The sequence below is a fragment of the Nocardia sp. SSK8 genome (genome assembly GCF_037034205.1).
Lineage (GTDB): Bacteria > Actinomycetota > Actinomycetes > Mycobacteriales > Mycobacteriaceae > Nocardia.
Genome location: NZ_JBAGKD010000001.1, coordinates 593,157 through 609,540, shown reverse-complemented (window position 1 = coordinate 609,540; position 16,384 = coordinate 593,157). Strand labels below are relative to the sequence as shown.

Annotated in this window: 17 protein-coding genes; 10 read left to right on the top strand and 7 right to left on the bottom strand. The window is 71.3% G+C overall.

Annotated features, from left to right (window positions below; translation table 11 throughout):
• Window positions 1–756 (top strand): ectoine/hydroxyectoine ABC transporter ATP-binding protein EhuA, encoded by a 756-nt coding sequence (ehuA, locus tag WA675_RS02785; protein ID WP_336081582.1) that lies wholly within the window; start codon window positions 1–3, stop codon window positions 754–756.
• A 32-nt stretch (window positions 757–788) separates the two neighbouring features.
• Window positions 789–1,532 (top strand): peroxide stress protein YaaA, encoded by a 744-nt coding sequence (gene yaaA / locus WA675_RS02780; RefSeq protein WP_336081581.1) that lies wholly within the window; start codon window positions 789–791, stop codon window positions 1,530–1,532.
• Here the strand turns inward: yaaA and WA675_RS02775 are convergent.
• On the bottom strand, window positions 1,525–2,196 hold the full coding sequence (locus tag WA675_RS02775; protein ID WP_336081579.1) for a TetR/AcrR family transcriptional regulator: 672 nt from the start codon (window positions 2,194–2,196) through the stop codon (window positions 1,525–1,527). The genes yaaA and WA675_RS02775 overlap by 8 nt on opposite strands.
• Before the next feature lie 76 nt (window positions 2,197–2,272).
• Here WA675_RS02775 and WA675_RS02770 point away from each other — a divergent pair, with 76 nt between their 5' ends.
• Complete coding sequence (locus WA675_RS02770; RefSeq protein WP_336081577.1) at window positions 2,273–4,048, top strand: ABC transporter ATP-binding protein; 1,776 nt, start codon at window positions 2,273–2,275, stop codon at window positions 4,046–4,048.
• On the top strand, window positions 4,045–5,748 hold the full coding sequence (locus WA675_RS02765; protein ID WP_336081576.1) for an ABC transporter ATP-binding protein: 1,704 nt from the start codon (window positions 4,045–4,047) through the stop codon (window positions 5,746–5,748). The genes WA675_RS02770 and WA675_RS02765 overlap by 4 nt, the downstream gene beginning before the upstream one ends.
• On the opposite strand, the gene WA675_RS02760 is transcribed toward WA675_RS02765, so the two are convergent.
• Together WA675_RS02760 and WA675_RS02755 are read right to left on the bottom strand one after the other, a co-directional pair.
• The gene (locus WA675_RS02760; protein ID WP_336081857.1) at window positions 5,745–6,143 is read right to left on the bottom strand and encodes a VOC family protein; all 399 of its coding nucleotides are present in this window, start codon (window positions 6,141–6,143) and stop codon (window positions 5,745–5,747) included. The genes WA675_RS02765 and WA675_RS02760 overlap by 4 nt on opposite strands.
• The gene (locus WA675_RS02755; protein ID WP_336081574.1) at window positions 6,143–6,301 is read right to left on the bottom strand and encodes a hypothetical protein; all 159 of its coding nucleotides are present in this window, start codon (window positions 6,299–6,301) and stop codon (window positions 6,143–6,145) included. The genes WA675_RS02760 and WA675_RS02755 overlap by 1 nt, the downstream gene beginning before the upstream one ends.
• A 144-nt stretch (window positions 6,302–6,445) precedes the next feature.
• Here WA675_RS02755 and WA675_RS02750 point away from each other — a divergent pair, with 144 nt between their 5' ends.
• Together WA675_RS02750 and WA675_RS02745 are read left to right on the top strand one after the other, a co-directional pair.
• Entirely contained in the window at window positions 6,446–7,177 is a 732-nt protein-coding gene (locus tag WA675_RS02750) for a DUF7873 family protein (protein WP_336081573.1), read from the top strand.
• Window positions 7,178–7,568: 391 nt separating this feature from the next.
• Window positions 7,569–7,979, top strand: coding sequence for a LysE family translocator (locus WA675_RS02745; protein WP_336081572.1), 411 nt, complete (start codon window positions 7,569–7,571; stop codon window positions 7,977–7,979).
• Window positions 7,980–7,988: 9 nt separating this feature from the next.
• Here WA675_RS02745 and WA675_RS02740 read toward each other — a convergent pair whose 3' ends face one another.
• Entirely contained in the window at window positions 7,989–8,621 is a 633-nt protein-coding gene (locus tag WA675_RS02740; protein ID WP_336081570.1) for an HD domain-containing protein, read from the bottom strand.
• A gap of 164 nt (window positions 8,622–8,785) precedes the next feature.
• Here WA675_RS02740 and WA675_RS02735 point away from each other — a divergent pair, with 164 nt between their 5' ends.
• Window positions 8,786–9,199 (top strand): PPOX class F420-dependent oxidoreductase, encoded by a 414-nt coding sequence (locus WA675_RS02735; protein WP_336081568.1) that lies wholly within the window; start codon window positions 8,786–8,788, stop codon window positions 9,197–9,199.
• An 18-nt stretch (window positions 9,200–9,217) separates the two neighbouring features.
• Here WA675_RS02735 and WA675_RS02730 read toward each other — a convergent pair whose 3' ends face one another.
• Both WA675_RS02730 and cobA read right to left on the bottom strand, forming a co-directional pair.
• Window positions 9,218–10,678: an MFS transporter gene (locus tag WA675_RS02730; protein WP_336081855.1), complete on the bottom strand. Its 1,461-nt coding sequence runs from the start codon at window positions 10,676–10,678 to the stop codon at window positions 9,218–9,220.
• A gap of 78 nt (window positions 10,679–10,756) precedes the next feature.
• Window positions 10,757–11,998 (bottom strand): uroporphyrinogen-III C-methyltransferase, encoded by a 1,242-nt coding sequence (gene cobA, locus WA675_RS02725; RefSeq protein WP_336081567.1) that lies wholly within the window; start codon window positions 11,996–11,998, stop codon window positions 10,757–10,759.
• A 115-nt stretch (window positions 11,999–12,113) separates the two neighbouring features.
• Between cobA and WA675_RS02720 the strand changes: the two genes are divergently transcribed.
• A complete protein-coding gene (locus WA675_RS02720) occupies window positions 12,114–12,569 on the top strand; it encodes a nucleoside deaminase (RefSeq protein ID WP_336081565.1) in 456 nt (151 codons plus the stop codon).
• A gap of 4 nt (window positions 12,570–12,573) precedes the next feature.
• Here the strand turns inward: WA675_RS02720 and WA675_RS02715 are convergent, their stop codons facing one another.
• Window positions 12,574–13,926, bottom strand: a complete 1,353-nt coding sequence (locus WA675_RS02715; protein WP_336081564.1) for a DoxX family protein — start codon at window positions 13,924–13,926, stop codon at window positions 12,574–12,576.
• A 193-nt stretch (window positions 13,927–14,119) separates the two neighbouring features.
• Here WA675_RS02715 and WA675_RS02710 point away from each other — a divergent pair, with 193 nt between their 5' ends.
• Together WA675_RS02710 and WA675_RS02705 are read left to right on the top strand one after the other, a co-directional pair.
• Window positions 14,120–15,250, top strand: a complete 1,131-nt coding sequence (locus WA675_RS02710) for a phosphotransferase family protein (protein WP_336081563.1) — start codon at window positions 14,120–14,122, stop codon at window positions 15,248–15,250.
• Window positions 15,251–15,271: 21 nt separating this feature from the next.
• Window positions 15,272–16,369 carry a hypothetical protein gene (locus WA675_RS02705; protein WP_336081561.1) on the top strand — a complete coding sequence of 366 codons (1,098 nt, stop codon included), beginning with the start codon at window positions 15,272–15,274 and terminating at the stop codon, window positions 16,367–16,369.
• The last annotated feature ends 15 nt before the right edge of the window (window positions 16,370–16,384 follow it).

The following is a 16,384-nucleotide window of genomic DNA, read 5'->3' as shown; positions in this document are numbered from 1 at the left end:
ATGATCCGATTCGATCAGGTGGTCAAACGCTTCGGCGACCTCACGGTGCTCGACCACCTGGACTTCAGCGTGCGCCGCGGCGAGAAGGTGACCCTGATCGGGCCGTCGGGCTCGGGCAAGACCACCATCCTGCGCCTGCTGATGACGCTGGAGAAGATCAGCGACGGCGTGATCTGGGTGGACGGCGCCCCGCTCACCCACACCGAACGGCACGGAAAGCTGGTGCCCGCCAGCGAGAAACAGCTGCGCGCGGCCCGCACCAAGATCGGCATGGTGTTCCAGCAGTTCAATCTGTTCCCGAACATGACGGTGCTGGAGAACATCACCGAGGCGCCCATCCACGTGCTGGGCACGCCGAAGGCCGAGGCCCGCAAGCGCGCCGAGCACCTCCTCGAGGTGGTCGGCCTGGCCGACAAGGCGCACGCGCATCCCACCCAGCTCTCCGGCGGGCAGCAGCAGCGGGTCGCCATCGCGCGCTGCTGCGCGATGGACCCCAAGGTCATGCTGCTCGACGAGGTGACCTCGGCCTTGGACCCCGAGCTGGTCGGCGATGTCCTCGACGTGCTGCGCACCATCGCCGAGACCACCGACATCACCATGCTCATCGTCACCCACGAGATGCGTTTCGCGCGCGAGGTCTCCGACCGGGTGCTGATGTTCGACGGCGGGCGCATCATCGAGCAGGGTCCGCCCGAACAGATCTTCGGTGCGCCCACCAACGAGCGCACCCGCAAGTTCCTCGAAGCCGTGCGCTGACCCGCGCGCGGCGGGCAGTACCGTTGTCCCTCGTGCTGGTGCTGCTGCCTCCCTCCGAAACCAAGTCCGACGGCGGTGCGGGCGCGCCCGTCGACCTGGCCGAACTGGCCATGCCGCAGCTCACCGCGGTGCGCGACACGCTGATCACCGAGGTGGTCCGGCTGGCCGCCGACCCGGCCACCGCCGCGAAGGTGCTCGGTCTGGGCAAGGGCGCCGACGCGGAGATCGCCCGCAACACCGCGCTGCGCACCTCCCCCACCCGGCCCGCGCTGGAGCGCTACACCGGCGTGCTCTACGACGCGCTGGACGCGAAGTCGTTCACCAAGGCGCAGCGCGCCAAGGCCTACGCGCGGCTGGGGATCGGCTCGGCGCTGTTCGGCGCGGTCCGCGCGAGCGATCCCATCCCGGCCTATCGCCTCTCCGGCGGCAGCAAGCTGCCCGGCCTGCCGACCCTGTCGGCCCTGTGGCGCGAGGTGCTGCCCGACGCGCTCTACGCCGAGGCCGACGGAGAGCTGGTCGTCGATCTGCGCTCGGGCACCTATCAGCAGCTCGGCCGGGTTCCCGACGCGGTCACCGCCAATGTCCTCACCGAGCACCCGGACGGCTCACGCACGGTGGTGAGCCACTTCAACAAGCATCACAAGGGTCTGCTGGCCCGCGCGCTGGTGCTGACCAGGGCCGAGCCGACCGACATCCGCGCGGTGGCGCGGGTGGCGACCAAGGCCGGGCTGCGCGCCGAGATCGCCTCCCCCACCGAACTTCTCATCATCACCTAGGCGCGTAGGCCGCCAGCAGCCCGGCGACGATGGCGGGCAGCCCGGCGCGGTGGGTGTCGCGGGTCCCCAGCTCGGTCCAGCGGTCGGCGACTGCCGCGATGTGCGGAAAGGTGCCCGCCGCGAGGTCGGCCACGGCCGCGTCGTCGTAGACCGGGCGGTCGGCGCGCGCCCGGCGGCGGGCGGTGTTCACCTGGATGATCAGGCTGCCGACGATGTAGCTCCAGATCGCCCGGTAGACCGCCACGCCCTGCTCCGGTGTGCAGCCCGCGGCCACGGCGGCGCCGATCATCTCGTCGACGAACCACAGTGCCGCCGGGGCGAACAGGTCACCGGTGGTGAGCACCTCGACGATCCAGGCGCGCTCGGCGAGCAGCTCGTAGAGCAGCAGGGCGACGGCGGTGAGCCGCTCGGCGGGATCGGTGGGCAGTTCCGGCCGCGAGATCTGCTCGGCGTGCTGTTCCAGGATCAGCAGCAGCAGGTGATCCTTGTCGCGCACATGGTGATACAGCGCCATCGGCGCGCTGTCCAGCTCGCTCGCGAGCCTGCGCATCGACAGCTTCTCCGGACCTTCGGCCGCCAGGATGCGGTCGGCCGCGGCGACGATCGCCGTCACCGTCAGACGCGGCGGCCTGCCGCCTTTCGCGCGGGATTGCTGTGCGGGCATCCGACCATCCTTCCCTTCCCGTTCCCTGGATCTCGAGCTACGGTTATCGTACGCGTACGAAAAAGGGCGGAGAGCGATGGAAACCCTCGACACACAGACCTCGACGGCGGGCCTGCTGCGACCACATCTCGGCGGCTTCACCGCAGTGGTGCTCTTACAGGTGGTCGGCGCGGTGGCCGGGCTGGCACCGCTGCTGGCGGTGGTGGAGCTGGGCCGGGCGCTGCTGTCCCCCGGCCCGGTCGACACCGGACATATCTGGCTGGTCGTCGCGCTGGGCGCGGCGGGACTGCTGGTCCGGTTGCTGGCCACGGCGGCGTCGTCGGGGATCGGGCACCTGGTCGACACCCGGGTGCAGCTGGCGTTCCGGCGCGGGCTCGCGCAGCGGCTCGGCCGGGTGCCGATCGGCTGGTTCGGCCGCAGGCGCACCGGCGAGCTGGCCAAGGTGGTCGGCGAGGACGTGAGTGCGGTGCACCCGTTCCTCGCGCACGCCCCGGGCGAGCTGGTCGCGGCCTTCGTGGTGCCGCTGGTCTCGCTGGTCTACCTGGTCACCGTCGACTGGCGGCTCACGCTCGTCACGCTGATCCCGGTGGCGCTGGCCCTCGCCTTCGTGCCGCTGATGATGACCCCGGCACGGCTGCGCGAACAGCAGGAATTCGACACCGCGATGGGCCGGATCGCCGACGCGGTGGTGGAATTCGTCCAGGGCATCGCGGTGGTCAAGGCCTTCGGCGGCACCGGGCGCGCCCATCACCGGTTCCGCACCGCCGTGGACCGTTTCGTCACCAGCTTCTCGCGGATGGTGCACGGGCTGGCCGGGCCCGCCGCGGCCATGCAGGTGGCGCTGTCGCCGCCGTTCGTGCTGCTGGTCGTGCTCGTCGGCGGGGCCGTGCTGATCACCGGCGGATCGCTGGCCCCGGCGGATCTGCTGCCGTTCCTGCTGCTCGGCCTCGGCCTGACCGCGCCGGTGGCGGCGCTGGGCCACGGCTTCGACGATCTTCAGGCCGCCGGTCGCGCGGTGTCGCGAATCCGGGAGGTGCTGGCGGTGGCACCGCTGCCCGAGCCCGCGCGCCCGGTCGCCCCACACGGTCATCGGGTGGAGCTGCGGGGCGTGCGCTTCGGCTACGACGCCGAGCACGAGGTACTGCGCGGAATCGACCTGGTACTCGAACCGGGCACGGTGACCGCACTGGTCGGGCCGTCCGGCAGCGGGAAATCCACCCTGGTGCGGCTGCTTCCGCGCTTCTTCGACCCGACCCACGGGACCGTGCTGCTCGGCGGCGTCGACCTGCGCGAGGTGGGCAGCGCGGCGCTCTACGAGCGGGTGTCGTTCGTCTTCCAGGACACCACCCTGCTGCGCGCCTCGATCGCCGACAATATCGCCCTGGCCGTCCCGCACGCCGACCGCGCCGAGGTGGTGCGCGCGGCCCGGCTGGCCAATATCCACGACCGGATCCTGCAGCTGCCGCGCGGCTACGAGTCGGTGATCGGCGTCGACGCGGGCCTGTCCGGCGGTGAGGCCCAGCGCGTCTCGCTGGCCCGCGCGCTGCTGGCCGACCGGCCGGTGCTCGTGCTGGACGAGGCGACCTCCTTCGCCGACCCGCAGACCGAACTCGGCGTGCGCCGGGCGCTGGCCGAGCTGACCGGCCGGACGGTACTCGTCATCGCGCACCGCCTGGAGACCATCGCCGACGCCGACACCGTGGTCGTCCTCGACGACGGCGCGATCGTCGAACGGGGCAGGCCCGCCGACCTGCTCGCCGCGGGCGGCCGCTTCGCCGCCTTCTGGGATTCCCACCGCGCGGCGCTCGCCGACGGTGCCGCCGACGACCTGCGAGGAGTCGATCTCCGATGATCCGGATGCTGTTGCGCGTGCTCGGCCCCGAGTACGCCCCACCCGTGCGCCGCACGGTCGCCCTGATGACGATCACCGCCGTCGCCGAGGGCCTGTCCTACGCCCTGCTCGTGCCCATCCTCACCGCCCTGTTCGGCCCCACCCCCGCCGCGGCCCGGCCCTGGCTGATCGCCTTCGGAGCGGCGGTCGCGGTCTACGCGGTGCTGCGTTACCTCAGCGATCGCTCCGGATTCCGGGTCGGCACCACGCTGTTGCGGGGCATGTACGACCGGCTCGGGACGCATCTGGGGAAACTGCCGCTGGGCTGGTACAGCACCGGCCGGGTCGGCGAGGTGTCGGTCTCGGCCAGCCGGGGTGTGCTCGACGCGATGGGTGTGATCGCGCATCTGCTGGCACCGTTCGTCGGCGCGGCGGTCACCCCGGCCACCATCGTGGTGGTGCTGCTGGCCTACGACTGGCGCCTCGGCCTGGCCGCGCTGCTGGCCGCGCCGCTGGTGGCGCTGATCTATCTGCGGGCGGGCAAGGCCACGGCCGACGCCGACGCCGAGCGAGCCGAGCGCGATCACGAGGCCACCGCCCGGGTCGTCGAATACCTCCAGGCCCAGCCGGTCTTGCGAGCCGCCGGACGCACCGGTGAGCGATTCGGCGCCCTCGACGACGCCCTGCGCGGCATCCAGCGCGCGGCCCGCCGGTCGACCCTGGCCGCGCTGCCCGGGGTGGTCGGGCTGGCCCTGGTCGTCCAGGTGGCCTTCACCGGCCTGCTGACCCTGGGCACCTACCTCGCGCTCGGTGGCGCGGTCTCGGCCGCCGAGGTGCTGGCTGTGCTCGTGCTGGCGGCCCGCTGCGCCGACCCGCTGCTCTCGCTGGCCGAGATGGGCGGGCAGCTGCGCGGGGCGCGCGGCGAGCTGACCCGCCTGGACGCGGTCCTGCGCACCGAACCTCTTCCCGAGCCCGCCGAGCCGATCCGCCCGCGCGGCCACGATCTGCGCTTCGACGCCGTCACCTTCCGGCACGGCGACCGCACCGTCGTCGACGAGCTGACCCTGTCGGTGCCCGCCGGGCAGCGGGTCGCCGTCGTCGGCCCCTCCGGCGCGGGCAAGACCACCCTGCTGCAACTGCTCGCGCGCTTCTACGACGTGGACGCGGGCGCGGTCCGGCTGGGCGGGGTGGATGTGCGTTCGATCGGCTCCGCTGACCTGATGGCCCGCATCGCGCTGGTCTTCCAGGACGTCTATCTCTTCGACGGCACCATCGAGGACAATGTGCGCCTCGGCCGCCCCGACGCGACCGAGGCCGAGGTCAGGGCGGCGGCGAGCGCGGCCCGGCTGGACGAGGTGATCGCACGGCTGCCCGGCGGGTGGGCGGCGCAGGTCGGCGAGGGTGGCGCCCTGCTGTCCGGCGGTGAGCGCCAACGGGTCTCGATCGCACGCGCGCTGCTGAAGGACGCGCCCGTTGTGCTGCTCGACGAGGTGACCTCGGCGCTGGACCCGCTCAACGAGGCCGCGGTCCAGCACGGCATCGAGCTGCTCGCGGCGGGCCGCACCGTCGTGACCGTGGCGCACCGCCTGCGCACCGTCCGGCGCGCCGATCAGGTGGTGTTCCTCGACGGCGGCCGCATCGCCGAACAGGGCACCCACGACGAACTGCTCGCGCGCGGCGGCCGCTACGCCGAGTTCTGGGACATCGCCATGGCCCGCTAGGCGCCCGCGGGCACCGGCGAGACCAGCTGGAGCAGATTGCCGCAGGTGTCGTCGCAGACGGCGGTGACGACCGGTCCGCTGACCAGGGGCGCCTGGGTGAACACCACCCCGCGCTCCTGCAGGCGGCGGTACTCGGTCTCGACATCGTCGACCGAGAACGCGATCACCGGAATACCGTCGGCGCTCAGCGCCTTCTTGTACGCCTTGGCCGCCGGATGCTGATCGGGTTCGAGCAGCAGCTGGGTGCCCTCGACGTCGGCGGGCGAGACCAGCGTCAGCCAGTAGTACTCGCCGAGCGGCACTTTGTCCTTGAGCTGGAAACCGAGCACGTCGACGTAGAACTCCAGGGCCCTGTCCTGGTCGTCGACGAACACACTGGTCACACCGATACGGATCATGCGTCCTCCCGGGGAATCGGCCACCGCGCCGGGATCGCCCGCAGGGGCGCGAAATCGGCGTGATGGAGCTTGTCCTGTTCGAGCACACCCAGGTGCTGGGTGATGGTCTGCCGCGACGAGCTGATGTCGTGCCTGGTGACCAGGCTACCTGTCAATCGGCGCCCGAATATCCGGATGCGCCCGCGCGCGACGGTGCGCTACAGTTGCCCGCGCGGCCGAGGGGGAACCGAATACGAGCCGCGCGGAATCCATTCGTGCACAACGGCATCGGGCCGTGCGCTGCACCGGGGAGGTGTGACATGACGAAACTGAACCAGATCATCGCGGTCGAGAAGGGCGTCAAGAGCGGCGCGACCCGCGAGCTCGCCGACAAGCAGGCCCTGCTGGGCAAGCCCACGCTGCTGGCCGGGCTGGCCCGCACGTATCAGCCCAAGGACGAGGAGGGCGAGCAGCTGCCGCCCGAGTCCACCCGCGTGCAGGTGAAGTCCGAGCAGGTGCTGCGCGACACCGCGGCCACCCTCACCCGCCTGTTCGACGTGACCGCCACCAAGGACTGGGCGAACTGCGAGGCCAAGGCGGACGTGACCGTCGACGGCACCACGCTGCTGTCCGCGGTGCCGGTGTCGTACCTGCTGTTCCTGGACAAGCAGCTCACCGACCTGCTCGCCTTCGTCGCCCGCCTGCCGGTGCTCGACGCCGCGGAGAGCTGGTCGTTCGACGACTCCTCCGACACCTGGCGCACCGACGCCGTGCGCACCATCCGCACCAGGAAGGTGCCGCGCAACCACGTCAAGGCCGAGGCCACCGACAAGCACCCCGCCCAGGTGGAGGTGTACTACGAGGACATCGCGGTCGGCTACTGGACCACGGTGAAGTTCTCCGGCGCGCTGCCCGCCCGCCGGGTCAACGAGCTGTCCGCGCGCATCGACAAGCTGCGCCGGGCCGTCCAGTTCGCCCGCGAGGAGGCCAACGGCGCCGAGATCGCCGACCGCCGGGTCGGCGAGGTCGTCTTCGACTACCTGTTCGGCTGACGCCGGACCCACAGACTCCCCTGCTGAGCACAGGGGAATGCGCGCGAGCGCAACCACGCTCAGACTGAAGTTCAGCCTGAATCACACGGTGACAGCGCGGGTTCGAGTCCCGCCCCCGGCACCTACGCCGGGGTAGCCCAGATGGCAGAGGCAGCCGTGACGAATCTCAGACTCTCGCTCCAGCATGAGTATCGGCCCTCCATCATCGCCTCACGAGGAAAGGACGACCCACAGCGACGAACTGCCGGTTCGACTCCGGCCCTTGCAGCCAGTGCGAGGTGGTCCAATGGAACGACGCGTCGTTATGCATCCTGATCCGCTCCCGCGAGCGCGGTGTGCGATCGGAGGGCAACCAGGAGCCCGGGGTCAGGCTACGGCCCCGGGTTCCCCCATGTCATCCCCTTGGCAGCGCTACCTCGGGGTCCAGGCGATCCGGCATCGCGGAACCCTGTGGGACTCGTTCCACGCCGAGGCGCCGCCGAACGCCCGGGGCACGGCGGCGGTGTTGCGGGACGGGTTCGTCGTGGGGTTCGCCAATCCGAAGACCATCGTGTTCCTGGCGGCGCTGCTGCCCCAGTTCGTCGACCCCGCGCGGGGGGCGGTGCCGCAGCAGATGCTGATCCTCGGGCTGTGCATCCCCGCCTTCGGTCTGGTGCTCGACTCGCTCTGGGCGCTGGCCGCCGGATCGGCGCGGACCTGGTTCGCGCGCTCGCCACGCAGGCTCGCGGCGGTCGGGGGGTCCGGCGGGCTCGTCATGATCGGGCTGGGGGCCTCGCTCGCCCTGACCGGGCGCAAGGACTGAGCCGGGGCCTCAGTTGGCGATGGCGGTGAGGTCGGTGAGTTCGGCGGTGAGGTTGGCGCGGGCGCGCTGTTCGTAGCGGTCGAAGGCGAGGGGGGTGCGGTAGAGGCGGGGCTGGCGGATGAGGTTGCGCAGGACCGCGGCGCGGCCCGCGCGGAACAGATCGTCGGGGACGTGGGCGTATTCGGCGCGCACGGCGACGGCGTAGGTGGTGTAGTCCTCGGGGGTGCCGCCCAGGATGGCGAGGTCGGCGTCGCACAGGACCGCGCCGTTGGCGTCGCCCGCCTCGGGGTCGTGGCCGCGGGTGAGTACCACGAGACGGACCACCTCGTTCACCAGTTCCGGTGTGGCGCCGAGGGATTCGAGGATGTCGCGGCCCAGGTCGGCGCTGCGCTCCTCGTTGTCGGCCCGGTCGACTGCGTAGATCGCGTCGTGGAAGAACGCCGCGTACCGCACGGCGGCGATATCGCGTGCGGCGGCGGACAATTCGTCGATCGCGGTCAGCATGTCGCTCAGGTGCGCGCGGGTGTGATATCGCCGGTGCGGCTCGGCGTACCGGGCGATGATCCCGGCCCCGACGGCCGCGGCGTCGGGACCGGCCAGGGCGGTCCAGCGGTCCAGCAGATCCAGCGACGGCAACGACATAGGATCCAGTGTCGGGGCCGATCCCGGCGGCGGCAACCCCCTTTTCCGGGTGTCCCCCACCGCCGCGCGCCGCACGGCTCGCGAAACCCGTTGCCGCGGTACCGGAACCACAGGTCGCGACGCGGCGCGGAATGCCCGGCCCGCGCCGGGCGTTCTCCCCGGACGTGACCGATACCGCAGTGCTCTCCGACGAGCTGAAGGCCTATCTGGACGACGAGCGCGTGTACGCGACCGTCGCGACCCTGGGCGCCAACGGGCACCCCCACCTCACCGTGGTCTGGATCAAACGCGACGGCGACGAGCTGGTGTTCTCCACCACCGTCGACCGCCAGCAGGCCAAGAACCTCGCCCGCGACCCGCGCGTCACCGTCATGGTGAACCCGCCGGACCGCCCGTACCTCTACGCCGAGATCCGCGGCACCGCGTCCACCAGCCCCGACCCGGAGCGGGCCCTGCCGGACGAGATGTCGCTGAAGTACACCGGCAAGCCCTACCGCGAGTTCAACCCGGCCTCGGTGCACGACGGCGAGCGTGTCATCGTGCGGGTCAGCCCGCGCAAGGTCGCCGGGCGCCTCTGAGGTCCGCCGCCCGGCGGGTCAGGCCCGCTGGGCCTCTTCCTGGGCGTGCTGGGCCTGCACCAGCTGCTGCGGGGTGAACCGCAGCGTCAGCGCGACCAGCGCGGCCAGCACCGCCAGCCCCGAGCACACCAGCAGCACCAGGGTGTAGCCGCTGTTGAGCGCGTCGATCTGGGCGGTGGTCATGTCGGCGGCCTTGCCGTCGGTGCCGCCCAGCGACAGCGTGCGCGAGGCCGCGATGGGGCTGAGCAGGCCGATGGCGATCGGCGTGGCCAGGTTCATGAACATCTGCCCGACCGCCGAGAGCGGACCGATATTCGACGGCGGCACCCCCACCAGCACACACAGCGGCGCGAGCACCATCGCCACACCCACGCCGAAGCCGATCACCAGCAGCAGCGGCAGCAGCGTCGTCAGGTACTGCACCTCGCGATCGAGGGTCGAGCCGAACAGCAGACCCGCCGCGAGCACGGTGGCCGCACCCGACAGCAGCCAGCGCGGCGCGACCAGCAGCGCCGCCTTGGAGGCCACCGCGCCACCGGCGCCGATGCCGATGGTGAACGGGATCGAGGCGACACCGGCCTGCAGCGGGCTGTAGCCGAGCACGTTCTGCAGCAGCTGCGCGACGAAGAAGGTCATCGCGCCGAGCACCGCGCCTGCCAGGAAGATCAGCGCGAAGGTGGCCACCCGGTCGCGGGTGTCGAACAGCGACCACGGCAGCAGCGGATCGGACTCGCGGCGCTCGGCCAGCACGAAGACCACCAGCAGCGCGAACCCGCCGATCAGCGAGCCGAGGATGACCGGGCTGCCCCAGCCCATGGCCGGGCCCTCGGTGGCGCCGAAGACGATGGTCGCGCAGGCCAGGGTGCCCAGCACCGCGCCCTTGATGTCGAGCGGGGTGCGGTGGTGGGCGGTGTCGGAGAGCTTGTAGATCGCGCCGAGCACGATCAGCGCGCCGATCGGCACATTGATCAGGAAGATCCAGCGCCAGGAGAACTCGGTGAGCGCCCCGCCGACCACGAGCCCACCGACCGACCCGATGCCGACCATCGAGCCGACGATCGCGATCGCCTGATTGCGCGCGGGCCCCGGCGCGAAAGTGGTCGCTACCAGCGCGAACGCGGTCGGCGCCGCGACGGCCGCCCCGGCGCCCTGCACGGCACGCGCGATCAGCAGCATCGCCTCGCCGGTGGCCAGACCGCAGGCCAGCGAGGCCGCGGTGAACAGCCCGACGCCGTAGATCAGCATGCGCTTGCGCCCGAACGCGTCGCCGAGCCTGCCGCCGAGCAGCATCAGGCCCGCGAAGGTCAGGCCGTAGGAGGTCACCGTCCACGCGCTGCCCGAACTGGACAGCCCCATCTCCTCCTGCAAGCGCGGCAGCGCGAAGATCACGACGGTGCCGTCGAGCACGACCATGAGCTGCAGGCCGCTCAGTACGAGGATGGCGAGGCCGAAGGCCCGCTTCGTCACCGGATACTGCATCGTCGCAGCGGGTTTATCGAGCACAGCGAGGCAGTGTAGTTGGCGCGGCGGCAACGCGAGGGTGCGCGGCCTGGGAAGCTAGTCGAGGCCGAAGCCCGCCGTCGGCCCGATGACGATGATCGCGGGCGGCCGGATGCCCTCGGCCTTGACCGCCGCGGCGACCGTGCCCAGGTCCGCGCGCACCACGCGCTGGGTGCGCAGCGTGCCCTCCTGGATGATCGCGGCGGGTGTCCCGGCCGGGCGGCCGCCGTCGAGCAGGGCGGCGGCGAACTTGTCGATCCGCTCGACCGCCATCATCAGCACCAGGGTGCCGCGCAGCTTCGCCAGCGCGGGCCAGTCGACCAGCGAGTCCGGGTGGTCCGGGGCGACGTGCCCGCTGACGACGACGAATTCGTGGGTGACCCCGCGATGGGTCACCGGGATCCCCGCGGCGCCGGGCACCGAGATCGGGCTGGTGATCCCGGGCACGACGGTCACCGGGATGCCCGCCTCGGCGCAGGCTTCCAGTTCCTCGTAGCCGCGGCCGAAGACATACGGGTCGCCGCCCTTGAGCCGGACCACGAACTTGCCCGCCTTCGCGCCCTCGATGAGGGCCTGGTTGATCGCCTCCTGGGCCATGGACCGGCCGTAGGGGATCTTGGCGGCGTCGATCACCTCGACGTGCGGGCCGAGTTCGGCCAGCAGTTCCGGCGGGGCCAGCCGGTCGGCGACCACCAGGTCGGCGCGGGCCAGCAGCCTGCGGCCGCGCACGGTGATCAGGTCGGGGTCGCCGGGGCCGCCGCCGACCAGCGCGACGCCGGGGGTCACCGGTTCCGAATCGTCGGTCACCACACCCGATTGCAGCGCCTCGAGCAGGCCGTTGCGCACCGCGGCCGAGCGGCGGTGCGCGCCACCGGCCAGCACGCCGAGGGTGAGCCCGTCGTAGCGGGCGGTGGCCGGGGTGACCGCGGTGCCGTCGCGCGCGATATCGGCGCGCACGCAGAAGATCCGCCGGGCACTGGCCTCGGCGACGACCGCGGCATTGGTCGCGGGCTCGTCGGTGCAGGCCATGGCGTACCAGGCGCCGTCGAGATCGCCGTCGGCGTAGTCGCGCAGTTCCACCGCGATCTGTCCCGCGGTGGCCATGCCCTCGACGGCCGGGGTCACCGCGCGACTGACGACGTGGACGTCGGCCCCGGCGGCCACCAGCAGGCCGAGCCTGCGCTGGGCGACGGTCCCGCCACCGACCACGACCACTCTGCGCCCGCGCAGATCGAGTCCCACCAGGTAGTTCGGGTCGCCGGCGGGCGTGGTCGCTGCGGTGTCAGAGGTGTTCGGCACAGTGTCCGAGCCTAGAGCCTGGCGCGCGCGGCACCGAACGCACCCGCCGGGATCCCGCGCCGACACGCCGTCGGGTACCCGGGCGCGCCCGGCCGCGCCGGGCCAGAGTGGACCCATGACAGCGCCCGCCGCCCTGCTCGACATCGCCTACGCGGAAGCCCGGCTCGGGCTGGCCGAGGGCGGTGTACCGATCGGCGCCGCGCTCGTCGGCGCCGACGGCACCGTGCTCGGCCGCGGCCACAACCGCCGCGTCCAGGACGGTGATCCCAGCGCCCACGCCGAGACCGCGGCCTTCCGCGCCGCGGGCCGCCGCCGGGACTACCGCCCGACGATCATGGTGACCACCCTGTCCCCCTGCTGGTTCTGCAGCGGCCTGATCCGCCAGTTCGGGATCGGGACGGTGATCATCGGCGAGGCGCGCACCTTCCACGGCGGGCACGATTGGCTCGCCGAGCACGGCGTGCGGGTGCGCATCCTCGACGACCCGCGCTGCGTGACGCTGATGACCGAGTTCATCGCCGCCCGTCCCGACCTGTGGTTCGAGGACATCGGCCGCACCGACGAGCTGTGAGTCCTCAGCCGCCGGAGTTGGGCGCATTCTGGACCCAGTGGAATCCGGTGCCGCGCAGGGGCAGGCTCTCGTGGTCGAAGCGGGTCAGGCTCACCGCGCCGGGCGCACCGGCGAGGTCGCCGCGCAGGAGTAATCGGTCCTCGGTGGGCCGGTCCACGGCGAAGGTGGCGATCGGCGGCGAATCCGGTTGCCCGGCAGCCGGAATCACCGTGAGGGTGTGGGTGTCCGGGTCGAGAGTGGTCAGGACCGGCACGACGCGGCCGTCCATGTGCTGTACGACCGAGCCCCCGGTGTCCACGATGAGCCGTTGCCAGCGGACCGGGTCGGTGGTCAGCGGCGGCAGTGTTTCGGTGCCGACGGTGTACTCGGTGACGTCCCAGATGCCGTAGAGCTCGGGTTTCGGTGCGCCGCCGCCGTATTCGTGCCAGCTCTCGACACCCATGACCACCAGCCCAGCCGTGATCCACAGGCACAGCGCCAGCTGCACGCCGGTGGCCCACCGATTCGCGCGCGGTGCGGTGAACAGTGCTGGTTGCGTCATCGGTGCCGAATCCCGTTCCAGCACCAGGACGTTCACCAGCCTGCGCGCCTGCGGGGCCAGCAGGACCAGGCTCATCAGCAGCAGGTGCCCGGACAGGATCTTCACCGGCACATCGAAGGTCAGGTTCAGCAGGAACACCTGGGCCATGCTGATCACCGAGAGCATGGCGCCCAGCGTGGCGGTGCGCGGCCAGAACAGCAGCATCCCGGCCAGCACCTCCGCGGCGCCGAGCGCGATCTGGTAGGCGGGCGACGAGCCGACCTGGGTCCACAACATCCCCATCGGGCTCAGGTCACCGACCCGGGAGATCAGGGTGAGCAACCCGGGTTCGGGCATCTGGAGCGGGATCAGTTTGTTGAAACCGTAGAACAGCATCTGCCCGCCGACCGCCAGCCGCAGCCCGGTCAGCGCCCAGGCCGCCAGCCAGGGATAGGCGCGCCTGCGCCGGTCCAGCACCGACCACACCGCCGTGATCACCAGCGCGGCGACCAGCACCAGGCCCAGCTGGATCCAGATGGCGGCCAGGTCGCCGCTGCCGGTCATCACCACCTCTGCGTCCACCCCGAAGACGTGCTCGCCGAGCCAGCCGCTCACCGGTTCCAGCGCGCGGATCTGCCAGACCACCGCCTCCTGGGGCAGCACGGTGGTGAACCACCCGGCGAAGACGAAGGTGATCTGCGCCATCCACACACAGAACAGGCCGAGATAGGCCACAGTGAAACGGAACGCGAGCAGCGCGACCGGATGCCAGGCGGGCGCCGGTGCCGGTGGATCCGTCAGATCGTCGTGCGTCTGCTCCGCGGTCGCCGTCGTCACCCGGTACCTCCCCATCGAGATCGATTGCCACCGAAGCTAATCGGTGGCAACGACGGGCACATCGGGGATCTCCCCCATCTTCTCGGTGTCAACCCTGAATCCCACTCACCGACGCCCGGCTTACATTCCGGCCGGTCTTCCGGTAGGCCGATATCGAAACGCGTTTCATCTCGCCGACAGGGGTAACTCACATATGTCCGATGATCCGGACCTCACCGCGCAGCAGTCGCTCACGGTCACCGAGCGCGATCTCGACCAGCTCGCCGAGCAGCTGTCGCAGTGGCTGTCCGGCCGGGTGGGTGCGGACGCGCCGCCCAAGGTCGGCAATCTGAGCAAGCCGTCGACCGGCGGGATGTCGAGCACCACCATCCTCTTCGACGCCGAGTGGACCGCCGGTGGTGTGGCCGACGGCGGGTCTTTCGTGGCGCGGATGGCGCCCGAGGACGGCTCGTTCCCGGTGTTCCAGTCCTACGACCTGCCGCTGCAGTACCAGGTGATGTCCGGGGTGGCCGAGGCCTCCGAGGTCGCGGTGCCGCCGCTGCGCTGGCTCGAACTCGACGAGTCCGTGTTCGGCACCCCGTTCTTCGTGATGGAGAAGGTCGAGGGCCGGGTGCCCGCCGACAATCCGCCCTACGTGTTCTTCGGCTGGGTGTTCGACGCGACCGTCGACGAACGCGCGCTGATCGCCGACGCGACGGTCGAGACCATCGCCCGGGTGCACGCCATCGACGACGTGGCCGCGCGTTTCCCGCTGCTCACCGGCGAGGGTTCGGCGCTGCGCAGGCACTTCCAGGCCCAGCGCGACTGGTACGCCTGGGCGCTGACCGACGACGGCGTGCGCATCCCGCTGATCGAGCGCGCCTTCGACTGGCTCGAGGCGCACTGGCCCGCCGAGACCGGCCCCGAGGTGCTGAACTGGGGCGACGCGCGCCCCGGCAACATCCTGTTCGACGGCTTCACCCCGGCGGCGGTGCTGGACTGGGAGATGGCCACGCTGGGCCCGCGCGAGCTGGATCTGGGCTGGGTGATCTTCATCCACCGCTTCTTCCAGGACATCGCCACCCGCTTCGACCAGCCCGGCCTGCCGGATTTCCTGCGCAAGGACGCCGTGGTCGCCAAGTACCAGGAGCTGACCGGGCACACCGTCGGTGACCTGGACTTCTACATCGTCTACGCGGCGCTGCGGCACGCCATCGTGATGGCCCGGATCAAGCGGCGGATGATCCACTTCGGCGAGGACACCGTGCCCGCCGAACTCGACGACTACGTGATGCACCGCCTCAGCCTCGAGGCGCTGCTCGACGGTACCTACGAGTGGGACTGAGGAGCTTCGACCATGGCGATCATGCCGGTACCCCTGGACGAATACCCTGTCCACCAGACCCCGCTGTCACTGGCCCGGGTGGCCACCAGCGACCGTAATTTCTACGACCGCTACTACTTCAACGCCTTCGACCCGGCCGGTGACACCATGCTCATCACCGGGTTCGGCGTGTACCCGAACCTGGGTGTGGTCGACGCGTTCGCCACCGCCCGCCACGGCGACACCCAGCGCGCGGTGCGCTTCTCCGACGCGCTGACCTCCCGCGATCTGACCACGCGCGTGGGCGGTTACCGGATCGAGGTGCTCGAGCCGCTGCGCGAGCTGCGGGTGATCTGCGAGCACGACGACCTGAACTTCGATCTCACCTGGACCGGTGCGCAGGACGCGGTGCAGGAGCAGCCGCACCTGATCCTGTCCGGCACCCGGCCGATCATCGAGGCCTCCCGGTTCGCCCAATTGGGTTCGTGGGAAGGGACTCTCGCCGTCGACGGGCGCGACTACACCGTCGATCCGGCGGTCTGGACCGGCAGCCGGGACCGTTCGTGGGGCATCCGGCCCTCGGGCGAGCCGGAGCCGGCGGGCCGTCCCCCGGCCGGTGGCATGGGCGGGTTCTGGTGGCTGTACGCGCCGCTGCGGTTCCCGGAGTTCTCGATCGTGGTGATCGTGCAGGAGGAGCCCGACGGCACCCGCACGCTCAACAACGCGGTGCGGATCTGGAACGACGGCCGCAAGGAACAGCTGGGCTGGCCGCGCATGCACTGGAGCTACGAATCCGGTACCCGGCACCCCAAGTCGGTGCGGCTGGATCTGACCACCCCCGACGGCAAGCCCCTGGAAGTCGAGATCGAGTCGCGCCCCGGCATCGCCCTGCACGTGGGCTGCGGCTACGGCGCCGACCCCGACTGGACGCACGGCCGCTGGATGGGCGAGAACTGGTCGCTGTCGAGCTCCTACGACCTCACCGACCCCGCGATCATCGGCCGCACCCCGTACGGCGTGATCGACCACATCGGCTACGCCCGCTGCGGCGACGCCGAAGGCTGGGGCCTGTTCGAGCACGCCTCGATGGGCCGCCACGACCCCACCGGTTTCGCCGATTGGTCCTCGGTCGCCCCCTGACGACCGAGACCGCTC

Bases quoted from the DNA above. Each gene is read 5' to 3' on its own strand.
- ehuA (WP_336081582.1), top strand. From the start codon at position 1: ATGATCCGATTCGATCAGGTGGTCAAACGCTTCGGCGACCTCACGGTG.
- WA675_RS02775 (WP_336081579.1), bottom strand. From the start codon at position 2,196: ATGCCCGCACAGCAATCCCGCGCGAAAGGCGGCAGGCCGCCGCGTCTG.
- WA675_RS02770 (WP_336081577.1), top strand. From the start codon at position 2,273: ATGGAAACCCTCGACACACAGACCTCGACGGCGGGCCTGCTGCGACCA.
- WA675_RS02765 (WP_336081576.1), top strand. From the start codon at position 4,045: ATGATCCGGATGCTGTTGCGCGTGCTCGGCCCCGAGTACGCCCCACCC.
- WA675_RS02750 (WP_336081573.1), top strand. From the start codon at position 6,446: ATGACGAAACTGAACCAGATCATCGCGGTCGAGAAGGGCGTCAAGAGC.
- WA675_RS02745 (WP_336081572.1), top strand. From the start codon at position 7,569: ATGTCATCCCCTTGGCAGCGCTACCTCGGGGTCCAGGCGATCCGGCAT.
- WA675_RS02740 (WP_336081570.1), bottom strand. From the start codon at position 8,621: ATGTCGTTGCCGTCGCTGGATCTGCTGGACCGCTGGACCGCCCTGGCC.
- WA675_RS02730 (WP_336081855.1), bottom strand. From the start codon at position 10,678: ATGCAGTATCCGGTGACGAAGCGGGCCTTCGGCCTCGCCATCCTCGTA.
- WA675_RS02720 (WP_336081565.1), top strand. From the start codon at position 12,114: ATGACAGCGCCCGCCGCCCTGCTCGACATCGCCTACGCGGAAGCCCGG.
- WA675_RS02710 (WP_336081563.1), top strand. From the start codon at position 14,120: ATGTCCGATGATCCGGACCTCACCGCGCAGCAGTCGCTCACGGTCACC.
- WA675_RS02705 (WP_336081561.1), top strand. From the start codon at position 15,272: ATGCCGGTACCCCTGGACGAATACCCTGTCCACCAGACCCCGCTGTCA.